Source organism: Paenibacillus nuruki (genome assembly GCF_001721045.1).
GTDB lineage: Bacteria > Bacillota > Bacilli > Paenibacillales > Paenibacillaceae > Saccharibacillus > Saccharibacillus nuruki.
The window spans coordinates 71,725-96,250 of record NZ_MDER01000043.1; the positions used below are offsets into that span (position 1 = coordinate 71,725).

The following is a 24,526-nucleotide window of genomic DNA, read 5'->3' on the forward strand; positions in this document are numbered from 1 at the left end:
CAATGAGTTTACGTTATTTAACAGCAGGGGAGACACATGGTCCCCAATTGACTGCGATTATTGAAGGATTACCAAGCCAGCTTGAGCTGGATTTTGAAGCATTGAATTTCCAACTAGCACGTCGTCAGAAAGGGTATGGACGAGGTCGCCGGATGCAAATTGAAAAAGATACAGCTGATATCGTAGGCGGTGTACGTCATGGATACACAACAGGAGCGCCTGTAGCTCTAGTTGTAGCGAACAATGATTGGAAACACTGGACAAAGATTATGAATATTGAGCCGATGGAAGGTACAGATGAAGAAAAACGTCGTGTACACCGTCCACGTCCAGGTCATGCGGATCTGAATGGCGGTCTTAAATATAATCATAAAGATTTGCGTAACGTATTAGAGCGCTCCAGTGCGCGTGAAACTGCTATTCGTGTAGCTTGTGGAGCAGTAGCACGTCAGTTCCTTGAAGCATTCGGAATCAAAGTAGCTGGACAAGTCATTCGTATCGGTGAAATTGTAGCTCCACCTCACAATCTTCCACTGGATGAGCTGGTTGCTCAGACAGAAGAGTCTTCTGTACGTGTAGTGGATAAAGAAACCGAGCAAAAAATGGAAGCTTATATTGAGCAAATCAAAAAAGAAGGCGACTCGATCGGTGGCGTCGTTGAATGTATTATCGAGGGCGTGCCTGTAGGTTTGGGAAGTTTTGTTCAATATGATCGCAAGCTCGATGCACGTATCGCTCAAGCTGTAATGTCGATCAATGCTTTTAAAGGCGTAGAGATTGGCATAGGCTTTGAAGCAGGTGAACTTCGTGGTTCACAAGTGCATGATGAGATTTTATATAATGAAGAGCGTGGATATCACCGTGCAAGCAATCGTTTAGGCGGATTTGAAGGCGGAATGACAAATGGTATGCCTATCGTGGTTCGTGGTGTCATGAAACCTATTCCTACTTTGTACAAACCGCTACAAAGTGTAGATATCGATACCAAAGAAGCATTTACAGCTCAAGTCGAGCGTTCAGATGCTTGTGCTGTACCTGCCGCTAGTGTTGTGCTTGAAAGTGTTGTTGCTTGGGAAGTAGCCAAGGCTTTCCTTGAGAAATTTGGTGGCGATTCGATGGATGAGATTCGTAATAATCTTAAAAATTATTTAGCTCAAGTGGAGCAATACTAATGTCTGCGGTGAGAACCGTTGATGTCCAACTTGGCGAACGCTCTTATCCGATTTATATTGGAGAAGATTTGTTACAACAGGCAGGAACGTATTTAGACAATCATCGCATTTCCAAGCAAAGCCCGATACTGATCGTTACCGATGAACATGTGGCTGATCCTTATTTTGCTATCGTGGAGCAGTCTTTGACTGCTTCTGGATTTACAGTTGTGACAGCGATTGTAGGTGCAGGTGAACAATCCAAATCGATGTCTGTATTTGAAGAAGTGATGACCAAAGCCATTCAAGGCGGTCTGGATCGGAAATCGACTGTAATTGCACTCGGTGGCGGCGTAGTAGGCGATCTAGCTGGGTTTGTAGCTGGTTCATATATGCGCGGGATTCGTTTTATCCAAATGCCTACCAGTGTACTTGCCCATGATAGTAGTGTGGGTGGTAAAGTAGCGATTAATCATCGTCTAGCGAAAAATATGATTGGTGTTTTTCATCAGCCGGAGTTCGTATTATATGATCTGACAACACTTCAAACATTACCCAAACGTGAAGTTTATGCCGGACTTGCAGAGATGGTGAAGCATGGTTTAATCTGGGATAAAGAATTTGCTTACTGGTGTCTGGAACACGCTGACGAACTGAAATCAGTCGATATGACAGCGATGGGTTATGGTCTGGAAAAAGGCTGTTCTATCAAAGCGATCGTGGTTTCTCGTGATGAGCGTGAGAACGACTTGCGAGCTATTCTTAATTTGGGACATACGATAGGGCATGCCATCGAAGCTGTAGCAGGGTATGGCGAGATTATTCACGGTGAAGCGATCTCAATCGGTATGGTTGGTTCTGCGCTTATCGGTGAACAATTAGGTGGAGAACCGGGTCTTGTTGATACCACCCGTCATATGTTGACAGCTCTTGGGTTACCTACAGTATTGCCTCAGCGTCTAGATGTCGATCAGATTATGGAAGCAATGATGCATGATAAGAAATTCCAAGAAGGATCAATGACATTTGTGGTTCCCAAATCAATCGGTGTTGTGGAAATCAATCACAACGTAGATTATGATCTGGTACGCCGGGTTGTTGAGCAATTAAAGGAAGAGGTGTAAACGATGTACAATCGAGGAATTCGTGGGGCTACTACAGTGATCAATAACGAAAAAAAGGAAATATTGGATGAAACCGTAGTATTGCTGAAGGAGATTGTAGACCGTAATCAATTTGAACCTGAAGATATCAGCTGTATCTGGATTACGATGACCCCTGATCTGGATGCTATTTTTCCAGCACTTGCTATTCGTGAGATGGAAGGTTGGAATATGGTTCCTTTAATGTGTGCGGTAGAAGCAGCGGTACAGAACAGCTTACCTCAATGTATCCGGTTAATGATTCAAGTGAATACGACGAAATCACAACAAGAAATCAGACATGTGTATTTAAACGAAGCCAAGCGATTACGTCCTGATTTGGCACTTTCAGAATAGGGATAAGATGTAAGGGTTGCGTTAGACGTTTCTTTTGCTGTATAGTAGTCGTTAAGATAAATAGTAAGAGCCGTGTAATGAGCTGAGATGCAAGTTAGAGGTAGAGAAGAGTATAGATGAGAATGAAACGTAAGCCTTGTCGGCGGGCAGAGCGGATTGATCCATAGGTGTGAAGACACTGTATGTTATTCAATTCGGATCGTGTGCCAGCAGGAAGACAACAGCGAAGACGTTTCAAGCAGTATAACGGAGTATAGCTAGAAATAGAATCATAGAAAGAACTGTATGGTGAGATAGTCATCATCGATTGGATTATTATTGTATTCATTATTTATAGATAACGAGAGGTACAAGAGTGTATCGCTGTTATGCTAAATAAACAATAAGAGATTCATAGATGCTAACTTGATCGCTAACAGATTATAAGTCAGCCGTATACATAGATATGTTATACGATTGCTACTTTCTTTATACTATTTGTAGTGTAATACTTCGGGTCTGCCAGAATCTGAGGTAGTCGATTCTGACATTTGTACATTTTGTACGTCTATTGTAGCCTTCATGCGTCAACACGCGTGAAGGCTTTTTTAGTACCCAAAATACAAATCTGAGGAGCGACTTCTATGATTCAACCTAATATCGAACAAGTGATTGCAACATCGAAAGAATATAATTTGATTCCTATTGTCAAACGTTTGCTAGGAGATATGGAGACACCGATTCGGATTTTTCAACGTTATGCTGATCATAAGCGTGCATTTCTGTTGGAAAGCGTAGAGGGCGGTAGCAAATGGGCGCGATATTCATTTATTGGTAGTGATCCATTTTTATTGATCTCTGGGAAAAAGGGTAGAATCAAGCTTGAAATCAATGGTCAAGAAGCTGAATTAGCAGGTAAGCCGATTGAACAACTCAAAACATTATTACAGCGTTATCGCAGTCCCAAAGTAGAAGGCTTACCTCCATTTACAGGTGGAGCTATTGGTTTCTTCGGTTACGATCTACAGCAATATTATGAAAAATTACCTGCTCATCGAATAGATGATATGCAGATGGACGATATTCAGTTTATGTTCTGTGATCAGATTGTCGTCTTTGATCATGTGAAGCAACATATTTTGCTAGTTGGTAATGTACATGTACCGGATAACGCAACAGAACAACAGATTCGTGAAGCGTATATCAAAGCTAGTCGTAAGCTAGAAGCAACAGAAGATTTGTTGAAAACACAACCTTCTATAAGCACGATGGGACGTAGCCCGGTATCGGAAGATGTAGAAATGGGCGAAATTCAATCCAATATGACCAAAGAAGAATATATAGATGGTGTGCATCGTGCCAAAGAATATATTCGTGCCGGTGACATTTTTCAAGTGGTGTTGTCACAACGTTTTCATATCGAGACTGAGGTTTCACCACTTGAAGTGTATCGGGTGTTACGTACGATGAACCCGTCGCCTTATATGTATTATTTGAAAATGGATGATGAGATTATCGTCGGGACATCACCAGAAGCGCTTGTCAAAGTAGCGGGTGATCGCTTAGAGACTCGACCGATAGCAGGCACACGTCCTCGCGGTAAAACAGAAGCGGAAGATCAAGCTTTGGCTGAAGAATTGCTTCAAGATGAAAAAGAACGTGCAGAGCACCTTATGCTTGTCGATCTAGGACGTAATGATCTAGGACGTGTCTCTGAATTCGGAAGTGTCAAAACAGATACGTTTATGGAAATTGAACGTTATTCGCATGTAATGCATATTGTGTCTGGAGTATCAGGTACACTGCATAAAGATAAAGACTTTTTCGATGCTTTCTTATCTTGTCTACCCGCAGGAACCGTATCAGGTGCACCTAAGTTAAGAGCGATGGAGATTATCGCTGAGATCGAAAATGAAGCACGTGGTGCGTATGCAGGTGCTATCGGATATCTTGGATTCTCTGGCAATATGGATGCTTGTATCACGATTCGGACGATTATTTTCAAAAATGGTAAAGCTTATGTGCAAGCCGGAGCAGGTATTGTATGGGACTCGGTTCCAGAAAAAGAATATGAAGAGACGGTAAATAAAGCAAAAGGAATGCTGAAGTCGATTCGTGTAGCGGAAGCGATGTTTTTACCTAAACCACAAGATCATGATTCTGAAATTAATCAAGATTATATGTACGGATATGATCGTTAAATAGCATTACATCAAGTTATTAAGTATTACATCCATAAATATAGAAAGATAAAAGAGTTAAAGGAGAGACAGAGATGGTTGGGAATGAACTGATGCAACAAGCGATAGCTACCATTATAGAAGGCAAGCACTTAACACGAGAGCAATCCAATCAAGTGATGCATGTCATTATGAGCGGTATTGCGACACCTTCACAGATTGGAGGGTTACTGACAGCTCTTCGTATTAAAGGAGAAACGGTCGAAGAAATCACAGGTTTGGCTGAAGCTATGCGTACAAATGGTGGGAGCGTGCCTGTATTATCCGATGGATTATTAGATACTTGTGGAACAGGCGGTTCCGGGATTCACAAATTCAATATTTCAACCGTATCGGCGATTATTGCTTCTTCGATCGGTGTAAGGGTAGCAAAGCATGGTAACCGCTCTGCTTCAGGTAAAGCTGGAAGTGCAGACGTATTAGAAGCTTTGGGTGTGAATATTAGTCTTAATCCGGATCAAGCAGCTAAATGTCTAGAAGATATCGGCATCTGCTTTATGTTTGCACAGGTCTTTCATCCATCAATGAAGCATGCCGCAGCGACTCGTCGTGAATTAGGCGTACGAACGGTATTTAATATGTTAGGGCCTTTAACCAATCCAGCAGGAGCAGATCGTCAATTGATTGGACTGTATGATATTACAAAAATCGAGACCGTAGCACATACCCTTCATTTATTAGGGCTAAAACGTGCACTGGTTGTTGCAAGTCTGGATGGTCTGGATGAGATCAGTATATCTGCACCTACAAGAGTCGCTGAATTAAAAGATGGACACGTACACACATATGAGATCAGTCCTAGCGATTTTGGATTACCGACTCATCCAATTGAACATACATTAGGCGGAGACGCTATGGAAAATGCAGATATTATTCGTAGTGTGCTTCGTGGAGAAGAAAGTGCTTATCGAGATGTAGTCGTAGCGAATAGCGCAGCTTGTATTTACCTTTCAGGGCAAGCAGAGACATTGGCTCAAGGAGCGATTATAGCAGCACAAGCGATAGATTCAGGTGCGGCTGCTCATAAGTTACAGCAATTAATAGACACAACGGAGGGATTAAGTTATGTATCTTGATCGTATTGTAGTGACCAAACAGCAGGAAGTAGAACTATTGAAAAAAACATTTTCGGTAGAACAAGCCAAAGAACAGATTAAAGCATTGCCTGCAACTAAAGGTTTTCGCAAAGCTTTAATTCAGCATCCTCATCATTCAATGGGCTTGATTGCAGAAGTGAAAAAAGCTTCACCGTCTAAAGGTTTGATTCGTCCTGATTTTGATCCTGTTCAGATTGCTCAAGCGTATGAAGATGCAGGAGCTGATTGTATTTCTGTATTAACTGATGTTGACTATTTTCAAGGAAGTAAAGAGTATTTAACGGCTATTCATCAAGCGGTAAAGCTTCCGTTATTGCGTAAAGATTTTATTATTGATGAAGTACAGATTTACGAAGCACGCTTAATCGGTGCAGATGCTATTTTGCTTATCGCGGCTATTTTGACACCTGAACAATTACAATCCTATTTCGATCTAGCATTATCAATCGGGTTGGATGTATTGATTGAAGTGCATGATCATGAAGAATTGGCAACCGTCCTGCAAATAAAAGGTGCTGCTGAACATGGATTGATTGGTGTAAACAATCGCAATCTCAAAACATTCGAAACTTCACTGGCGACAACGGTTGAACTGATTAATCTTGTTCCTGAAAATGTTCCTTTGATCAGTGAAAGTGGTATTTCTGGTGTGGACGATATGGTCTATTTATCGGGTGCAGGAGCTAAAGGAGTATTGGTAGGCGAATACTTTATGCGTAAAGACGATATTCATGACGCTGTAAAAACACTTATGGAACCTACCAAAAAACAAAATCATGACTGAAAAAAAATACGTAAAAATTTGTGGACTTCAAAGCGTTGAAGTGCTAAAATCTATGATACAATTACCGATTGATTACATCGGTTTCGTTTTTGCTACAAGTAAGCGTCAGGTGAATTCTGAACAAGCCTCTATTCTGATTCAAACACTTCAGGAATGGGAAGATTACCCTGCTCCTCAAAGTGTTGGCGTGTTCGTTAACCCGACGCTGGAACAACTCAAAGAGATTGTTGAGATCGCTCCACTTGATGTGATTCAGCTTCATGGTCAAGAAAGCCCTGAGCTATGCAGACAGATCAAGGAACAATTGCATAAGCAGGTATTCAAAGTGGTTTCACTCACACAGACAGACCAACCACAACCGGTAGAACAACAACTTTTACCTTACAAAGGCGTAGTCGATGCCTTTTTATTAGATACGTATGACCCTCTATATGGAGGAGGCTCAGGTAAGACATTTGCTTGGGATCAGATACAACCGTATCACCAGTGGACAGCGCAACAAGGGATTCCATTGCTTGTAGCTGGAGGATTAACACCGGAGAATATATCTTCTCTATTGGACAACCATTTGCTTGAAGGCGTTGATGTATCGAGCGGCGTGGAAACGGATGGTATCAAAGACATCATGAAAATAACAACATTTGTAGAAAGGGTGAAGGCATAATGACTACATTACCAGATGCAAAAGGACGTTTCGGCGATTTCGGAGGAAGATATGTGCCTGAGACTCTTATGAATGCACTTATCGAATTGGAGCAGTCTTATTATCAATATGCAGAAGATGAAGAATTTCAGACTGAGCTGAAATATTTGCTCAAAGAATATTCAGGTCGGGAAACGCCTCTTTATTATGCACAACGCTTAAGTGAAGAATTGGGTGGTCCTAAAATTTATCTCAAACGTGAAGATTTAAATCATACAGGTGCACATAAAATCAATAATGCGCTTGCTCAAGGGTTGCTTGCGAAGCGTACCGGTAAAAAGAAAGTTATTGCTGAAACGGGTGCAGGGCAGCATGGTGTGGCGACAGCGACGGTAGCCGCATTGTTTGGACTTGAGTGTAAAGTATTTATGGGTGAAGAAGATATTCGCCGTCAGCAATTGAATGTATTTCGGATGAAGTTATTGGGAGCAGAAGTGGTTCCTGTGACTTCAGGTACGATGACACTTAAAGATGCAGGAAATGAAGCATTACGCTACTGGGTAAGTAATGTCGAAGATACGTTTTATATTCTAGGATCAGCGGTAGGTCCTCATCCATATCCGATGATGGTGCGTAATTTCCAACGTATTATTGGAGATGAGACACGCCGTCAGATACTTGAACTTGAAAATCGCTTACCGGATACAGTCGTAGCTTGTATCGGTGGCGGCAGTAATGCAATCGGTATGTTCTATCCATTTATTGAAGATACTGAGGTTAATTTGATCGGTGTAGAAGCAGCAGGACGTGGGATTGATACGCCTTTGCATGCGGCAACGATGAGTCTGGGAACCAAAGGTGTCTTTCAAGGTTCTATGAGTTATTTACTACAAGATGAATATGGACAAGTACAGCCTGCACATTCGATTTCAGCTGGTCTCGATTATCCGGGTGTAGGTCCTGAACATTCGTATCTTAAAGATATCAAGCGTGTTCAGTACGTGCCTGTAACCGATGCAGAAGCGTTAGATGCTCTAAAATTATTGTGTCGTACCGAAGGTATTATCCCTGCACTCGAGTCTTCACATGCAATTGCCCATGTGGTTAAAATGGCGAAAGATATGAATAGTGATCAGTTGCTAGTGATCTGCCTTTCCGGTCGTGGCGATAAAGATGTAGAGTCAATTATGCAGTATGAGGAGGGCGTACAATGAGTATGACTGATCAAAGTCAGAACCGTATGGATGCTACATTTGCTAGACTCAAAGAAGAAGGCAAAACAGCATTGATTCCCTTTCTCACTGTAGGCGATCCTGATCCACAGACAACGATCGATATTATTGTAGAATTGGAAGCAGCAGGTGCCGATATTTTGGAATTAGGCGTTCCTTATTCTGATCCACTGGCAGATGGCCCTGTCATCCAGCGTGCTTCTCAGCGTGCACTTACCCATCATGTAACGATCAACACTTGCCTCGAAGTTGCTGACGGAGCACGTCAACGCGGGGTAGAAATGCCTTTTATTTTGTTTACGTATTATAATCCGATTTTGCAATTTGGACTAGAACGCTTTTTTGAGACGATGCAAGCTCATGGCATTAGTGGCATGATTATTCCAGATCTACCAGTTGAAGAATCCGGCGAAATGAGAGAGCGTTCCAAAGCCGCAGGTGTTAGCTTAATTCCGCTAGTGGCTCCTACATCACATGATCGAATTGCAGCCATTTTAGACGGTGCGCAAGGATTCGTCTATTGTGTATCTTCACTTGGAGTGACAGGAGAACGAGCTTCTTTTCATAATAACGTAGAGCAATTTATCCGTGATGTGAAAAGCAATACCGATCTTCCCGTTGCTGTTGGGTTCGGTATTTCAAGTAGTGAGCAAGTGAGAGAATTTTCAAAATTCTGTGATGGCGTTGTTGTAGGTAGTGCGATTGTACGCCAGATCGAATCACAAATACCTCTTCTAACTAATCCAGAGCGCAAAATCGAAGGATTATTGCAAATTCGCAAATTTGTGGCAGAATTAAAAGAATAACAATAGTCATTACTATATCCAATAAAGATGGAGCCCTATATTAGTGGCTCCACCTTTTACATGAAGGAGTCAAAAACCATGAAGCCAAAATCTCGTATTGTCAATATCCCTGTATACCAACCAGGTAAGCCTTTAGAAGAAGTAAAGCGTGAATTAGGTCTAAGTGAAGTCATTAAGTTAGCTTCGAATGAAAATCCATACGGTTCTGCTCCATCTGTTCAGGCTGCGATTGCTCAAGAATTAACGCAACTACATATCTATCCTGATGGTGGAGCTGTAGAGCTAACTGCACAATTAGGCGCACATCTAGGTGTTCAGTCGGATCAGATTATTTTCGGTTGTGGATCAGATGAGATTATTGCATTGATCACACGTGCTTTTTTAGAGCCCGGCGACGAGACGATTATGGCAGATCAGACTTTTTCAGTCTATAAAAGTAATGCCGATATCGAAGGAGCGCTTGTGCATGAAGTGCCTTTAAAAGACGGCGTACATGATCTTGAAGGTATGATGGCGCAGGTGAATGGTCGTACCAAAATCATCTGGGTATGTAATCCTAACAATCCGACAGGTACGATTGTATCTCATGAAGAATTAATTGGCTTTTTGGAACAAGTCCCTAGTAGCGTAATGGTGGTATTGGACGAAGCATACTATGAGTATGTAACCGATGCGGCTTACCCACAAAGTCTTAAATTGCTTGAAAAATATACAAATCTAGTGATCCTACGTACATTCTCCAAAATCTATGGTCTGGCTGCACTCCGAATTGGTTATGGTGTAGGACATGCCGACGTTATTAAATTGATCAATCAAGTGCGTGAGCCGTTCAATACTTCACGTATTGGTCAAGCAGCTGCACGTCAAGCTTTGGCAGATCAAGATTTCGTGCAAGAATGTCATAACAAGAATAAAGAAGGTATCGAGTATCTAACGGCGGAGTTTGACCGTCTAGGACTTCATTACTTCCCAACACAGACAAACTTCATTATGGTCGATGTGAAGCATCAAGCATTAGAATTGTTCCAATCGATGCTTCGTCGTGGAGTCATTGTACGTGCAGGGCATCAGAAATATCCAACGTATATTCGTGTTACGGTTGGAACAGCACGTGAAAATGAAATCTTTATTCGTGCATTAGAAGAGTCGATGCAAGAACAATCAACAACTGTTTAATTTCGTAAGCAAGTGCGTTCGTATCAGGATCAATGCAAGCAGAAAAGATCTAGCTAAGCATGGTCCTGATATGAACCATACTTGATATCAGATAAAGAATGAGTGGGATATGTGATGACAACTAAAATTGCAATTTTCGGTGTAGGGCTGATTGGTGGCTCGCTTGCACTATGTTTTAAAGGCAAGCCTGATCTATATGTAACGGGCTACACGCACCTCCCTGAATTAATACATACGTATCAAGAACGGGAAGTTGTTGACCATGCTACACTTTCGATAGAAGAGGCGGCGTTAGATGCCGACTTTATTTTTTTATGTGTGCCTGTTAGCTTGATTGGTACTTATTTGGACAAGTTAAGTCATTTGCCACTTAAAAAGGGTTGCATTATAACAGATGTAGGCAGTACCAAAGCATCTGTAATTGCTCATGCAGAACAATTGAATTTGGATTCCGTGTATTTTATAGGCGGTCATCCTATGGCAGGTTCAGAACGTGCAGGGGTAGGAGCTGCCTCAGCGCTTTTATTTGAAAATGCATATTACGTACTTACACCTCCAGAAAATGTACCACAGGACGTTGTAGACCGTTTAGGTCATCTTTTGGAACAGACAACAAGAGCACAGATTGTAAAAGTAGAACCGGTTATGCATGATGAAATTGTGGGGGCGATTAGTCATTTACCACATGTCATTGCAGTCGCACTGGTCAATCAAATTCGTCAATACAATCAGGATAATCCATTGTATCGTATGTTAGCCGCAGGTGGATTCCGTGATATTACACGTATCGCTTCCAGTGATCCGATCGTATGGCGAGATATTTTACTGAATAATCGACAGATTATATTGTCTTTGTTAGAAGATTGGAATAGCGGTGTAGCTGACTTTATTGAATTATTGAATCAACAAGACTCTCGTGGGATTGAAGAACAATTTGAAAAAGCAGGCGCTTTCCGTGATCAATTGCCTGAACGTCGTAAAGGTATGATTGCTTCGCTTTATGATCTTTATCTCGAAGTACCCGATCATCCAGGGATTATTGGTAAAATCACAACTGAAATTGGTAATCAAGGCATTAACATTAGCAATGTTCAGATTGTGGAGAGTCGAGAAGATGTACCGGGTGTAATGCGGTTATCGTTTAGACAAGAACATGATATGGAAAAAGCAAAGATTATGTTACAAGATCAGCAATATAGTGTATTTGTATAAAATAGAATCATAAGTATTAGATAAGATATAAAGTTAGAATAATTGAAGTAAACATTAAGGAAACCAGTCTACATCTACAATTTACTGTACCGTAAACTGGCTTCCAAAAATGGATTTTTAAATTATTTATAGAAAAATATGAAAAAATTAACTAAGAGTGTTGACAGAATGAAAGCGTATACAGTATACTGAAAGTACAGTATGGTTTCTCTCCACTCCTATCCAATACTAGATCCCCCTTATTAGGTGGGAACAAACCGCTAACTTATGTTAGCGGTTTCTTTTTGTGTTTTGAGGGAAAATTAGCTATGTTAATATACAATGACTAAGAATAAACACATCGAAAATATATCAATTATAATCATTGTGGATTCTAGTGTATCAACGTAACAGGAGGTCAATTCATGAGAGCCGTAACGATTAGACAACCGTGGGCAACTTTGATTGCGCTAGGAGAAAAAAGATTTGAAACCCGTAGTTGGGCAACCAAGCATCGTGGAGCCATAGCGATTCATGCAGGTAAAGCAGTAGACAAAAAAGCATGTGCACATCCAGCGATAAAAACGATACTGTCAAAGCACGGATATTCTACACCTAACGATCTTCCAATAGGTGCAGTCATCGCTACAGGAGTGTTAATGGATTGTTGGCAATCTTTTATACAGGAAGCTCAAGTTGTACTTGAATCAGCAGGCAGAATTAAAAACATTACTGCTTTTGAAGAATCCCTAGGAGATTATACCGAAGGACGATATGCTTGGGAGTTAGATCAAATGAACATACTACAAAAGCCTATTCCAGCTAAAGGATACTTAAGTCTTTGGAATTGGGAAGAAAGTATAGAAGGGAACTAAAGCAATATAAGTATAATAAGTGTGAATTGAACATATACCCTTGCTAAATAATTTCATCAGATATACAGGTCTAACCGATAACTATGTATAGTCAAAAGGAGACACTACATAAAGAAGCATAAAAGTAGCCAAATTGAAGGCATTGAGTACCTGTTAGACGAACCTACTCCAAGCTTCAAATCGATTTTCAAAAATAAATTCGAATTTTTTTAAATTTTTTTGCTAAAATCAGCAACCTTTTTGGTACATGCTCCGTCTGATAATTAGATAGGTTATAAAAGGGCATTTTTCTGAGGCTTATTTTAAATCAATAAAGCTCTCTCAATCGTAACAACTGACGATCATTCATCGCTTATTATATTGCAGTTTAGTGACATTCGTAATTTTTATCATTCAAATACATTTCAAACTAGAGAAGTTGTTGTAAAGTTGTGGAAACTTGGTTTTCTACCGCAACTTTTGCCGTTCGTTTCGGTATTACATAGTATACATGGAACGGAAAGATGCGGCGGCAGCAACGAGGAGGGTCGCATTAGAATGACAGATGATTCCCTGTTGATTCAGGAAATTAAAAACGGTGATGTGGAGTTATATTCAGAGCTGATGCGTCGTTATCAGCGCAAAATTTTGGCATTTGTGTATCACATGCTCAAAAACTCCAGTCTCGAAATGATGGCAGAGGATTTATGTTCAGAGACGTTCTACAAGGCTTATAAAAGCCTTCATTCCTTCCGGGAAGTAGATGCTTCGTTCTCGACATGGTTGTATACAATTGCACGCAATACTGTACTTAGTGAACTGCGCAAACAAAAAAATGGCAGTGTACCGCTTGAAGAAAGTGGTTTTGTTCCATTAGCACCGAATAGTATGGTGCCTGAGCAAGCTGCATTGCGTAATGAACGTGTACAAATGGTACGTGAAGCAATTGATCTGTTACCTGAAAAGCAAAGATCTGCATTGATCCTCCGCGAATATGATCAGATGGATTATCAGGAAATCGCTGAAATCCTTTCTCAGAGCGTAAGCTCCGTCAAGTCTCTTTTGTTCCGGGCAAGAGCGAGTGTAAAAATTCGGTTAGAACCGTATTTTTATGATTCGGTCTATGATGAGCCTATTGAAGGGATGAAAAGAAAATGAATTGCAGAGAGGCCGAAGAGTTATTCGGGATTTATCACGATCTTCCGAAAAATGATTCGCGCCGCCAGGCACTTGACCGTCATATAGAAGAGTGTCCGGCTTGTGCGGCGGAATTTCAAATATGGCAGGAAAGTTATGATTTAATTCAAGCTCAGGTTGCAGAAGATGAAGCTGCTGAGCTGATGATGAATGCTGAGGCAGAGAAAGTAAACCTTAGCGTTATGGATCGTATTTACGCTGAATCTCCATGGGTATTACAGACCGATCGTAAGCATGGACCTATTTTGCGTTTGTTCCGCCGTCGTTTATCGGCCTGGATTCTCTGCTTGTTTGCTATATTTATATGTAGTTCGTTATATTTAACACTTGATTTTTCAGGCACATTTGATCGAGATGCGGCGCAAGAGCGTGTATCAGGGATTGTACCTACGGCTATTGCCACAAGCGATAGCGCAACAGTAGCTAATTCTTCTCTACATTTTGTAGGCTCTGAACGTGGTCTAATCGATCCTTTGGTGATTCCTATGAACCCAAGCCATCCTCAATACTGGATGATTTTATCGGTAGTAGGTATGATGCTTGCTTTACTGTCATTACGCTGGCTTGCCAAAGCGCGTCATTAATCATTTGCTGATATTCCAAACAGTTCACAATCGTAACCATGAACGGAACATGGGGATTGTGAACTGTTTTTTGTTTGGAATACATGTAAATTGTGTTAGTATAGATTATTGTTTTGTATTTAAAGTGACATGGAATAAAAATAGAAAGTAGGGTAATCACTAATGCGTATAGGCTTAATAAGACATGGACTCACTGATTGGAATGCTTTGGGACGGATTCAAGGACATAGTGATATTCCTTTAAATGATGAAGGCAGACGACAAGCGGGATTATTAGCAGAACGTCTTGTGACTGAACGTGAATCCGTACAATGGGATTTTATCGTAGCAAGTGAATTGTCTCGTGCTCAAGAAACCGCTCAAATTATAGCAGATCGTTTACATATTCCTTTGTTGGAACCGGATCAACGATTGAAAGAGCGTTCTTTTGGACAGGTGGAAGGATTAACATGGCAAGAACGAGAAGAAAAGTGGGGCGCTGATTGGGAAACATTAGAATTGGGTCAAGAAAAAGTAGAAGATATTCAAGCGCGTGGATTGGAATTTTTGAATCATACGATGGAACAATATCCAGAGCAAAATATTCTCGTTGTCAGTCATGGTGGATTTTTATCACAGTTATTTACATTACTACTAAAAGAAGCTCACACCGAGCGAATTGGCAATCTTTCTTTGACGGTTTTGGAGCGTACAGAGCAGGAGTGGACGACCATTTTATATAACAATATACAGCATTTACAATAACCCTTCTTTAGACGGGTTATTTTTTATTTTATTTTTTTGTATAATTAGTGATGCGCTTACAAATAAATTGGTTAAATGCCATTAAGGAGTTAATCACATGTTATTGCCTTATCATAATCAACTACCGAATATCGATCCCACTGTTTTTGTTGCAGAAGGTGCCAAATTAATTGGTCATGTAACTGCCGGCAAAGACAGCAGTATATGGTTTAATGCTGTACTTCGTGGCGATCTTGCTCCAGTAATCATTGGAGAGCGTTGTAATATTCAAGATTTAGTTGTAGGACATGTACATGAGAAACATCCGTTATGGATTGAAGATGATGTCTCTGTCGGACACTCCGCTATCGTACACGGTTGCCGAATAGGTAAAGGTTCTCTCATTGGAATGGGAGCTATTATTCTGAACGGTGCTGATATTGGAGAGTATGCTTTGATTGGTGCAGGTTCACTCGTCACTGAGAACACAATAATACCACCTTATACTCTTTCTTTAGGTTCACCAGCACGTGTAATACGCGAGCTTACCGAGCAAGATTTGGAACGGATGGCACGTACTACACAGAGTTATGTGGACAAAGGAGCAGAGTTCAGGAATCCATGAAATAGCATTATGGAGGTGCGCCCTATGTACAAGATGAAAGTAACCTATGAAGTTATGCTGGGACTAGCGGCTGAAATGGTATGGGATCAAGTACTACGTGAGCATCGGATGAATGAATTACATCTTTTAATTGATCAAGCACTTGCGGAAAGAGATGAAGATTCTTTTCAACGTCTAACCGATGAGTTACGTACTCTTGCTTCTACAGTTGTTGTGGAAGAACCGGTGTTAGAAATCGTTGAACGAAAATCATTATCTTTTTAATCAAAAAGTGTGTAAGATCCTGATCTGTTTGTAAGCGTAGCAAGCAGAACAATAATAATTCGTATGGATGCCGTTGTCGGACATAAGGAAGAAACGGAATTTGATTATAAAAAGTTAGTGTATGCTAACTGTCGGAGTCTGCCTATATCAGGCAGGCTTTTTTGTGTATATGAATCGCAAATAAAACGGTTGGCTCTAGGTATAGTACTTGCGCCTGATCTCACATCCTATTAAAATGATATAGATTCATGGCTAACCAAGAATACAGCAGAGTGGTAACAGATAAAGGGGAATGTTGATGTCGATTTCATTATTGTGGAGTAAAGCACTGTTAACAGATCGTAGAGTGCTCTGGTTACTACTTATCTGTAATGCACTGGGGACAGTGTATGGATACATATGGTATGGATTGCAATTAGAATATACATTAGAGATCAAGCCGACATGGATGATCATTTTTGTACCTGATAGCCCAACCGCAAGCTTATTTTTTACGGTAGCTTTAGCTTTTATTTTATATCCACCCAAGCAAAAAGCATGGATTGTGATTCGGAAATTGTTTGAAGCACTCGCAGTAGTCACTTCTGTAAAATATGGAATCTGGGCAGTGGTAATGATCTTCTGGGGCGTAGCGTTAGGTGATCCATTATACTGGCAAGATTGGATGTTAACCGCTTCTCATTTAACGATGGCAGTCGAATCGTTATTGTTTGTACGCTTTTTTGTTTTTGGCTGGAAATACCTTCTGATCGCTTTGGCATGGACACTGCTAAACGATTATATGGATTACTCACAACATATTTATCCATGGCTCAGTCCGCTTCTTGTCGACCGATTAGATCAAGTTCGGAATTTTACAGTCATGCTTACTTTCGCGTCTGCTTTGGCAGGAGCTCTAGCATTAAGACAAGCCCGTAAAATACGGTTGTTTGATTAATAGACTTTGTCATATCTGTATACGTCGAAAAAATCTGTACATGAAAGAACACGTTAAAAAGATTCACTAAAACAGTATATTCAACAAAAGAACCACAAACCTTTTTAAGGATTGTGGTTCTTTTGCTCTATAGCGACGATAAGAACAATAATTTTGCTGAAGTCGATGATGCAAAAGCGAATACTTCTATGACTTGAATGGTACCAACTCAGCTATCCTCACGAAATCCTTCACCATGTACATCATTCACTTCATTAATAATCATGAAAGCACGCGGGTCCACAGAACGAACAATCATTTGCACCCGTCGAATCTCTTGCCTAGATACGACACAATACGCAATTTCTTTGGCGTGTTTAGAATAAGCGCCAATTGCTGGAATTAAAGTAACTCCACGATCCAATTCTTTCATAATAATTTCAGCAATCTCACCGGCATGATCACTAATAATAGTAAACGCTTTACCTGAATACGCACCATCTTGAATAAAGTCGATTAACTTGGAAGCAATATAGACAGTGACTAAGGTGTACAATACTAATTCTTTACTGATAAAAAATAATGAAGATCCAATAATCGCAATATCAATAACTAACATAATCTGACCCATACTCCAACCGAACTTTAAATGAAGAATACGAGCAATAATATCTGAACCACCGGTAGTGCCTCCAAAGCGGAATACAATCCCAAGTCCTGTACCTAACGTTACACCTGCATAAAGCGCAGCTAAAATATAATCATTTTTGGTCTGAAATGTACCGATCCAACCCATTTTAATCATTCGTTCAAATAACCATAAGAAAAAGGTAAGCGAAGCAATCCCTACGCCAGTATAGATCATCTGACGTTTACCTAATAATTTAAGACCAATTAGAAATAAAGGAATATTCAAAATAAGTGTAGATAAGGAGGGCGATATACCAAATGCATAATTCAGCAGTACGGTGATTCCTGTGACTCCACCTTCCATCAAGGTGTTGGGAATAATAAAATAGAGCAAACCAAATGCATACAAGCCGGCTCCGAATATAATCGGAATAATCAATCGAAGTTGATTCCAATATTTGTGCTTTGACATCGCCAATACCTCCGTAAAATAAACTAACCTTTAACAGTATACATTTTTTCGTGCATAATTGCATAAAAGTTATTGCAATGAGTATAGTCACAAATATTGATTTGTGTTCAAAATCGCTTTAGGATAACATTGTAGTAACAATGAACATCGTTAATTTGTTGGAAATACAGGGTACATAAGATTGAAAATGTGTAATGGAGGCTATAATTAATGACAGAGAAATCTTTAGCAGAAATGCAGCGCGAAGTTGATGCGTATATTTCACAATTCAAAGAAGGTTATTTTTCTCCACTCGCCATGTTAGCACGCATGTCTGAAGAAGTGGGCGAGTTGGCACGTGAAGTCAATCATTCTTTTGGCGAAAAACCGAAAAAAAATGATGAAGATGATAATTCTATCGAATTGGAACTGGGTGATATTTTATTTATTACGATGTGCTTTGCCAATTCATTAGGAATTGATCTTACACAAGCACATAATCAAGTGATGCATAAATTTAACACACGCGATAAAGATCGCTGGACACGTATAGACGAAAGTAGCACTGAAGAACAATAATATCAATCAAGCTATTTTAAAGTAAAAGGAGTCTGTTATGACAACATTGATCAAAGTAATCGTCGCCGGAGCTGGCGGGCGTATGGGTAAAGAAGTCTTGAAATTAGTACTAGGTGACAAACAACTAGAGTTAGCAGCGGCAATCGGTCGCTCTGATGCGGGCAAAGACGCTGGCGAATTAGTAGGTCTGCCTACAGCACACATCCAAGTCGTTGCTGATCTCAAGCAAGCATTAGCAGACTATCCAGCAGATGTATTAGTAGACTTTACGACACCTGAATATGCGTATGAGCATGCTTCATTAGCTATCGAAGCAGGTGTGCGTCCAGTGATGGGTACAACAGGATATACAACCGAGCAAATTCAGGAATTAGATCAGAAATGTCAGGCAGCTGGTCTAGGTGGATTGATTGCACCGAACTTTTCGATCGGAGCTATTTTAATGATGCGTTTTGCAACACAAGCCGCCAAACATTTTCCGAATCTAGAGATTATTGAATATCACGGCGATCAGAAATTAGATGCGCCTTCAGGCACAGCTGTCAAAACAGCAGAAATGATCTCAGAAGTTCGTGAATCGATGAAACAAGGTAACCCGAATGAAAAAGAAAATATAAAAGGTGCTCGTGGTGGAGAATATGACGGATTCCGTATCCATAGTGTTCGTTTGCCAGGCGTATTTGCACAACAAGAAGTGATTTTTGGCGGTGCTGGAGAATCACTCAAAATCCGCAATGATTCGTATGAGCGTTCTAGCTACATGCCAGGTGTAAAGCTAGGGGTTCAAAAAGTAATGGAATACAGCGGTATGATCTATGGATTTGAGCGTTTTATCGATTAATTTGAAGAGTAGGGGAGATTTCGATGTTTAATATCGCTTTTATTGCCCATGACCGTAAAAAAGATGAGATGGTCAACTTTGTGATTGCTTATGAAAATGTTTTTGATGGACATCAATTATATTCTACAGGTACCACAGGAATGCGTATTATGGAACACACCCAGTTGAAAATTCATCGTTATTTATCAGGTCCACTAGGTGGAGATCAACAGATCGGTGCTATGGTTGCGCAAAATGATATGGATTTGATTATCTTTTTACGTGATCCATTGATGGCACAGCCGCATGAACCGGATATCAGTGCTTTGCTTCGTATCTGTGATGTACAAGGGATTCCTGTAGCTACCAATATTGCAACCGCTGAGATTCTGGTTAAAGCGTTAGATCGTGGCGATTTTGCATGGCGTGAGCTTGTTCATAAATACAAGCCGGAGGCACTGTAATGAGTCAGTCTGTTGATATTCTTGTATTTGGCGCGCATGCAGATGATGCAGAGATTGGTATGGCGGGTACGATCGCTAAGCATGCCGCGGCAGGTCTAAAAGTAGGCATTTGTGATTTGACAGAAGCAGAGATGTCTTCGAATGGGAATGTGGAGTTGCGTAAGCAAGAAGCAGAGGCCGCAGGTAAAGTATTGGGATTAGCTTATCGTAGTAACTTAGGATTGCCTGATCGCCGTTTGGCACGTTCTACAGAGCAATTGGATGCGATTACTGCTGAGATTCGTAAGCTATCTCCCAAAATTGTATTTGCTCCGTATTGGATCGATCGTCATCCCGATCATATGATCTGTAGTCAACTGGTAGAAGAAGCTGTATTTAATGCGAAGTTGCGTCGTTATATGCCAGAACTTCCTCCAGTAACTGTGCAGCAGACCTATTATTATTTTATTAATGATCCTGCGCCTACCGATCTTCTTGTAGATGTTACTGATGTATATGAGCAGAAAGAACAAGCTTTACTTTGTTATCGTTCTCAATTTGGCGGATTAGGTGCAAATATCGATATGGTTGAGACACCGCTAACACAAGGGTATGTCGAACGAGTACGTTATCGGGATAGCTTAGCAGGTCAACGCAGTCAGATTAAATTTGCTGAAGGATTTGTAACGAAGACTCCTTTTGTCGTTGATCTTTTTCGCTAAAATCTCTTTTTTTGCTAACACAATTATAAAGAGTATGTATATAATATAAAGTAATGAACTTACCTGATATAAAACGTAGAGCTTACATCATGATAAATGAGGTAAGTGAAAGGAGACAGCCCTTATGGACACGATGCTCAAAATCGGCATCACATGTTATCCGTCGCTGGGCGGCTCCGGCGTCGTGGCAACAGAATTAGGCAAATTACTTGCTGAAAAAGGGCATCAAGTGCATTTTATTTCGCACAGTGTTCCTTTCCGATTAGGAACATTTCACAAAAATATTTTTTATCATGAAGTTGAAGTGAATGATTATTACGTGTTTAAATATCCGCCGTATGATCTAACACTGGCTAACAAAATGGCTCAAGTCGCTAAAATGCAACAGCTGGATGTTCTGCATGTGCATTATGCTGTGCCTCATGCAGTATGTGCTTTTCTAGCGAAGCAAATGGTTGGCGATCATCTGAAAGTCGTTACGACTTTGCATGGAACAGATATCACAGTGCTCGCACAAGATGAATCTTTGAAAGATTTGATTCGATTAGCGATCAACGAAAGTGATGCTGTAACAGCTGTATCGAAAGACTTGATTCGTGAGACGCACGAATTGTTAGATATTACACGCAATATTGATTTGACGTACAATTTTGTAGACAAACGAATGTATTATCCACGAGATACGACTGAATTGCATAAAGATTATGCTTTTGGTGATGATCGTGTACTGATGCATGTATCGAATTTTCGCCCGGTCAAACGTGTTAGCGATGTGGTAGAGATTTTTGCCAAAGTCAATGAGAAGATACCTTCCCGATTGTTACTTGTAGGTGAAGGGCCTGATCTGCCCAAAATTCAATTTCAGATTCAAGAATTGGGCTTAACCGATCGTGTGATGTTTCTCGGTAAGCAAGATGATATCCCGCAAGTGATCTCGTTAGCTGATATTTTGTTACTGCCTTCGGAAAAAGAAAGCTTTGGCTTGGTAGCGTTAGAAGCTATGGCATGCGGTGTACCCACTGTAGGTTCACAAGCAGGCGGTATTCCTGAATTGATTATTCATGGAGAAACGGGTTATCTTGCGCCGATTGGCGATACAGACAAAATGGCAGAACATGCCATCGAATTATTAACCAACCATCAGTTGATGCAGACGATGATCAAAAATTGTCTGGATCGTTCGCAACGTGAATTTAGCAACGAACGCATGATGGCTGAATATGAACAAATTTACTACCGGGTACTTGGACGTGAATTGTCTCAGCCTTCTCCGGTATGTGGTTGAGGGGATTATACCATGCAATGGAAATGGGTAGATCCGCAAACGGCGGAGCAGGGACAATCTCTGCTCCGCCGTTTGACTGATCAGGGATATGAAGGATATTTTGTAGGTGGATGTGTACGTGATGAATTAATGGGGCGACCGGTCAATGATATGGATATTGCAACCAATGCCACACCAGAGCAGGTGATGGCTTTATTTGAACGTACCATTCCGACAGGATTAGAACACGGTACAATTACCGTTTTGATTGAAAATGAGCCTTTTGAAGTGACTACATACCGTACGGAAACGGAATACGTCGATCATCGTCGTCCAGAACAGGTACAATTTGTGCGTGAACTGAGTGAAGATTTACGCCGACGTGATTTTACAATGAATGCTATTGCACGGGGGATAGATGGAGAGTACGTCGATCCTTTTCATGGCATCGAAGATTTACGCAATGGAATTATTCGCTGTGTAGGTATAGCGGATGAACGGTTTGAAGAAGATGCATTACGGATGGTACGAGGGATTCGATTTGCTTCGGTGTTTGATTTTGAGATTGAACAGCAGACATGGCAAGCGCTTCTCAATCATCAAGCTTTAATCAAACATATTGCTACTGAACGTATTCGTGTCGAAATGGAAAAAATGATAGCAGGTCCATATCCGTATCATGGAATTGAATTGCTGTTAAGCAGTGGATTGATTCCTTATATGAAAGTCGATGTACCTTGCGAAAAGTTGAATCTTGATTTACTACGCTCATTAGAATCATTACCCTCATCGCCATTGGTTTTGCGTTGGACATTGATTGCATTAGCGTTAGGTATGGATGAACAACAGATCAAGCAATATTTCAAATCATGGACATTTCCAAATACAATCACAGATCAAGCATCTAAAATCGTACGGATGAATCAGCGCTTATATGATGGAATAGTAGAACAAGAATCTGTATCACTGGTAGAGAATGAAGTGGTTATAGAGTCAACATCCAGCATCGATCAGTCTTATGTGAGATTTGTCAGTTGTGTATTGGATTATGGGAAAGAGATTGCGCAACACTGGCGTACACTGTATGCTGTTTTATCATCCACACAGCAACAACGATTATCTACCATCGGACAGCAAGCAGATAGTTGGTTAGAGCAGTTAACGATTTACAGTCTAGCTGATCTACCGATTAAAGGACAAGAAGTGTTGGAATATGTAAAGATTCCCGCTGGAAAATGGTTGGGCGAATTATTTAATGAGATTCTACTTGTTGTTGCTACAGGGCAATTGGAAAATAACAAAGAGGCTATATTACATTATGCAGATCAGGCCTTAGTAAGGAAGGGATTACGATGAATGATGAACATCTGCTTCAATTGCTGAATGAACATCCAGGACAATATATTTCAGGTGAAGAAATCAGTCGCCGCATGTCGGTGAGTCGAACAGCCATCTGGAAAGGAATTAATCGTTTGAAAGAAAAAGGGTATGAATTTGACTCGACTTCTCGCAAAGGATATCGGATCACACGTCGTCCAGATCGATTCGATGTCACAGCTCTACAATTAGCATTAAGTGAAAAAGGTTCGTGGGGTCAGCCTCTACATTTATTCGAATCTGTACTTTCTACACAGGATGAAGCACGAACTCTTGCAGAACAACAGACTGCTGAAGGGACATTAGTAATTGCTGAAGAACAGACCGCAGGTCGTGGCAGACAAGGAAGACCTTTCTTTTCCCCATCCGGTAGAGGCATCTGGATGAGTCTGGTGATGCGTCCGACACAACCATTACAGTATATGTCTCAATTAACATTACTGGCTGCTGTAGCGGTATGTAGAGCGTTACGTAACATCACACAATTAGATATCGGCATTAAATGGCCGAATGATCTATTAATAGATGGACGCAAAGTATGCGGTATTCTGATCGAATCGGCGGCGGAAGATGGACGTGTACGTTATGCGATTGCAGGTATCGGTATAGATGCTAACTTAACAGCAGAAGATCTGCCAGAACATTTACAGCCGATTGCAACTTCTCTACGAATCGAATCCGGTCAGATTATAGATCGTACAGTTGTTGTTGCTGAAGTGATCTCTGAACTAGAAACATTGTATCAATTGTATGCAGAAGAAGGATTCACACCCATTGCAGCTTTATGGGAAAGTATGGCGATTTCAATCGGCAAATCGATTCAAGTCCACAATGCACAAGGTTCTTTACAAGGGATTGCTCAAGGTCTAGGGATGAACGGTGAACTGTTACTACGCCTTGCTGATGATCAGGTGGTTCCTATTTATTCAGGAGATATCGAATTTTAATTTAAAAATAATTGTGACCCAAACTAGTGAATTTAAGTATTTGTTCTGTTATACTATATCGGAAGACGGTATCGGCAAGACCGAACCGTACTTTTTGATGTTAACTTGATGTTACCAGCGCTTGGCAATATAAGCGCGACCAAGTTCAATGAGAAAATGATTTTTGCAAAGCAAAATATCTTTCTATCAGCGCTTGGCAATATAAGCGCGACTAAGTTCAATGGAAAATGATTTTTGCGAAGCAAAATATCTTTCTATCAGCGCTTGGCAATATAAGCGCATTATGCAAGCCACTCTAATGTTCACTCAACCACCGAGGTTATCTGTCTGTT

The 24,526-nt window shown here is 40.7% G+C and carries 26 protein-coding genes; 25 read left to right on the top strand and 1 reads right to left on the bottom strand.

Translation table 11 applies throughout. The features are described from left to right. Positions 1-2 precede the first annotated feature (2 nt). The 18 genes from aroC (at position 3) to PTI45_RS12575 (ending at position 16,982) form a co-directional block, all read left to right on the top strand. The gene (aroC, locus tag PTI45_RS12490) at positions 3-1,172 is read left to right on the top strand and encodes a chorismate synthase (RefSeq protein WP_069327919.1); all 1,170 of its coding nucleotides are present in this window, start codon (positions 3-5) and stop codon (positions 1,170-1,172) included. Positions 1,173-1,180: 8 nt separating this feature from the next. Continuing rightward, positions 1,181-2,275, top strand: a complete 1,095-nt coding sequence (aroB, locus tag PTI45_RS12495; RefSeq protein ID WP_069327987.1) for a 3-dehydroquinate synthase — start codon at positions 1,181-1,183, stop codon at positions 2,273-2,275. 3 nt (positions 2,276-2,278) lie between these two features. Then, entirely contained in the window at positions 2,279-2,650 is a 372-nt protein-coding gene (gene aroH / locus PTI45_RS12500) for a chorismate mutase (protein ID WP_069327920.1), read from the top strand. A gap of 623 nt (positions 2,651-3,273) precedes the next feature. Next, entirely contained in the window at positions 3,274-4,830 is a 1,557-nt protein-coding gene (gene trpE, locus PTI45_RS12505; RefSeq protein WP_069327921.1) for an anthranilate synthase component I, read from the top strand. 74 nt (positions 4,831-4,904) lie between these two features. Continuing rightward, positions 4,905-5,945 carry an anthranilate phosphoribosyltransferase gene (trpD, locus tag PTI45_RS12510; protein ID WP_069327922.1) on the top strand — a complete coding sequence of 347 codons (1,041 nt, stop codon included), beginning with the start codon at positions 4,905-4,907 and terminating at the stop codon, positions 5,943-5,945. Then, on the top strand, positions 5,935-6,750 hold the full coding sequence (trpC, locus tag PTI45_RS12515; protein WP_069327923.1) for an indole-3-glycerol phosphate synthase TrpC: 816 nt from the start codon (positions 5,935-5,937) through the stop codon (positions 6,748-6,750). The genes trpD and trpC overlap by 11 nt, the downstream gene beginning before the upstream one ends. Beyond that, positions 6,743-7,414: a phosphoribosylanthranilate isomerase gene (locus PTI45_RS12520; RefSeq protein ID WP_069327924.1), complete on the top strand. Its 672-nt coding sequence runs from the start codon at positions 6,743-6,745 to the stop codon at positions 7,412-7,414. The genes trpC and PTI45_RS12520 overlap by 8 nt, the downstream gene beginning before the upstream one ends. After that, positions 7,414-8,607, top strand: a complete 1,194-nt coding sequence (trpB, locus tag PTI45_RS12525) for a tryptophan synthase subunit beta (RefSeq protein WP_069327925.1) — start codon at positions 7,414-7,416, stop codon at positions 8,605-8,607. Before PTI45_RS12520 ends, trpB begins: the two co-directional genes overlap by 1 nt. Next, the gene (trpA, locus tag PTI45_RS12530) at positions 8,604-9,431 is read left to right on the top strand and encodes a tryptophan synthase subunit alpha (RefSeq protein WP_083243511.1); all 828 of its coding nucleotides are present in this window, start codon (positions 8,604-8,606) and stop codon (positions 9,429-9,431) included. Before trpB ends, trpA begins: the two co-directional genes overlap by 4 nt. 78 nt (positions 9,432-9,509) lie before the next feature. Beyond that, entirely contained in the window at positions 9,510-10,607 is a 1,098-nt protein-coding gene (gene hisC, locus PTI45_RS12535; RefSeq protein WP_069327926.1) for a histidinol-phosphate transaminase, read from the top strand. Positions 10,608-10,721: 114 nt separating this feature from the next. Continuing rightward, a complete protein-coding gene (locus tag PTI45_RS12540; RefSeq protein WP_069327927.1) occupies positions 10,722-11,819 on the top strand; it encodes a prephenate dehydrogenase in 1,098 nt (365 codons plus the stop codon). A gap of 404 nt (positions 11,820-12,223) precedes the next feature. Beyond that, a complete protein-coding gene (locus tag PTI45_RS12545) occupies positions 12,224-12,673 on the top strand; it encodes an ASCH domain-containing protein (RefSeq protein WP_069327928.1) in 450 nt (149 codons plus the stop codon). 537 nt (positions 12,674-13,210) lie between these two features. Further along, positions 13,211-13,810 (top strand): RNA polymerase sigma factor, encoded by a 600-nt coding sequence (locus tag PTI45_RS12550; RefSeq protein WP_069327929.1) that lies wholly within the window; start codon positions 13,211-13,213, stop codon positions 13,808-13,810. Then, positions 13,807-14,433 carry an anti-sigma factor family protein gene (locus PTI45_RS12555; RefSeq protein ID WP_069327930.1) on the top strand — a complete coding sequence of 209 codons (627 nt, stop codon included), beginning with the start codon at positions 13,807-13,809 and terminating at the stop codon, positions 14,431-14,433. The genes PTI45_RS12550 and PTI45_RS12555 overlap by 4 nt, the downstream gene beginning before the upstream one ends. 162 nt (positions 14,434-14,595) lie before the next feature. Next, complete coding sequence (locus PTI45_RS12560; RefSeq protein WP_069327931.1) at positions 14,596-15,177, top strand: histidine phosphatase family protein; 582 nt, start codon at positions 14,596-14,598, stop codon at positions 15,175-15,177. A 97-nt stretch (positions 15,178-15,274) separates the two neighbouring features. After that, a complete protein-coding gene (locus PTI45_RS12565; protein WP_069327932.1) occupies positions 15,275-15,781 on the top strand; it encodes a gamma carbonic anhydrase family protein in 507 nt (168 codons plus the stop codon). 24 nt (positions 15,782-15,805) lie between these two features. Beyond that, positions 15,806-16,045: an IDEAL domain-containing protein gene (locus PTI45_RS12570; protein WP_069327933.1), complete on the top strand. Its 240-nt coding sequence runs from the start codon at positions 15,806-15,808 to the stop codon at positions 16,043-16,045. A gap of 298 nt (positions 16,046-16,343) precedes the next feature. Further along, positions 16,344-16,982: a DUF1405 domain-containing protein gene (locus PTI45_RS12575; protein WP_069327934.1), complete on the top strand. Its 639-nt coding sequence runs from the start codon at positions 16,344-16,346 to the stop codon at positions 16,980-16,982. Between the two features lie 208 nt (positions 16,983-17,190). Here PTI45_RS12575 and PTI45_RS12580 read toward each other — a convergent pair whose 3' ends face one another. Beyond that, positions 17,191-18,063 carry a YitT family protein gene (locus PTI45_RS12580; protein ID WP_069327935.1) on the bottom strand — a complete coding sequence of 291 codons (873 nt, stop codon included), beginning with the start codon at positions 18,061-18,063 and terminating at the stop codon, positions 17,191-17,193. 210 nt (positions 18,064-18,273) lie between these two features. On the opposite strand from PTI45_RS12580, the gene PTI45_RS12585 reads away from it, so the two are divergent. The 7 genes from PTI45_RS12585 to PTI45_RS12615 all read left to right on the top strand — a co-directional run bounded on the left by PTI45_RS12585 (position 18,274) and on the right by PTI45_RS12615 (position 24,194). Next, positions 18,274-18,621, top strand: coding sequence for a nucleotide pyrophosphohydrolase (locus tag PTI45_RS12585; RefSeq protein WP_069327936.1), 348 nt, complete (start codon positions 18,274-18,276; stop codon positions 18,619-18,621). A gap of 37 nt (positions 18,622-18,658) precedes the next feature. Further along, positions 18,659-19,462 (top strand): 4-hydroxy-tetrahydrodipicolinate reductase, encoded by an 804-nt coding sequence (gene dapB / locus PTI45_RS12590; protein WP_069327937.1) that lies wholly within the window; start codon positions 18,659-18,661, stop codon positions 19,460-19,462. Between the two features lie 23 nt (positions 19,463-19,485). After that, a complete protein-coding gene (locus PTI45_RS12595; protein WP_069327938.1) occupies positions 19,486-19,905 on the top strand; it encodes a methylglyoxal synthase in 420 nt (139 codons plus the stop codon). Continuing rightward, positions 19,905-20,606, top strand: a complete 702-nt coding sequence (gene bshB1, locus PTI45_RS12600; protein ID WP_069327939.1) for a bacillithiol biosynthesis deacetylase BshB1 — start codon at positions 19,905-19,907, stop codon at positions 20,604-20,606. The genes PTI45_RS12595 and bshB1 overlap by 1 nt, the downstream gene beginning before the upstream one ends. A 124-nt stretch (positions 20,607-20,730) precedes the next feature. Further along, complete coding sequence (gene bshA, locus PTI45_RS12605) at positions 20,731-21,891, top strand: N-acetyl-alpha-D-glucosaminyl L-malate synthase BshA (RefSeq protein WP_069327940.1); 1,161 nt, start codon at positions 20,731-20,733, stop codon at positions 21,889-21,891. A gap of 12 nt (positions 21,892-21,903) precedes the next feature. Next, a complete protein-coding gene (locus PTI45_RS12610; RefSeq protein WP_069327941.1) occupies positions 21,904-23,226 on the top strand; it encodes a CCA tRNA nucleotidyltransferase in 1,323 nt (440 codons plus the stop codon). Continuing rightward, the gene (locus PTI45_RS12615; RefSeq protein WP_069327942.1) at positions 23,223-24,194 is read left to right on the top strand and encodes a biotin--[acetyl-CoA-carboxylase] ligase; all 972 of its coding nucleotides are present in this window, start codon (positions 23,223-23,225) and stop codon (positions 24,192-24,194) included. The genes PTI45_RS12610 and PTI45_RS12615 overlap by 4 nt, the downstream gene beginning before the upstream one ends. Positions 24,195-24,526 lie beyond the last annotated feature (332 nt).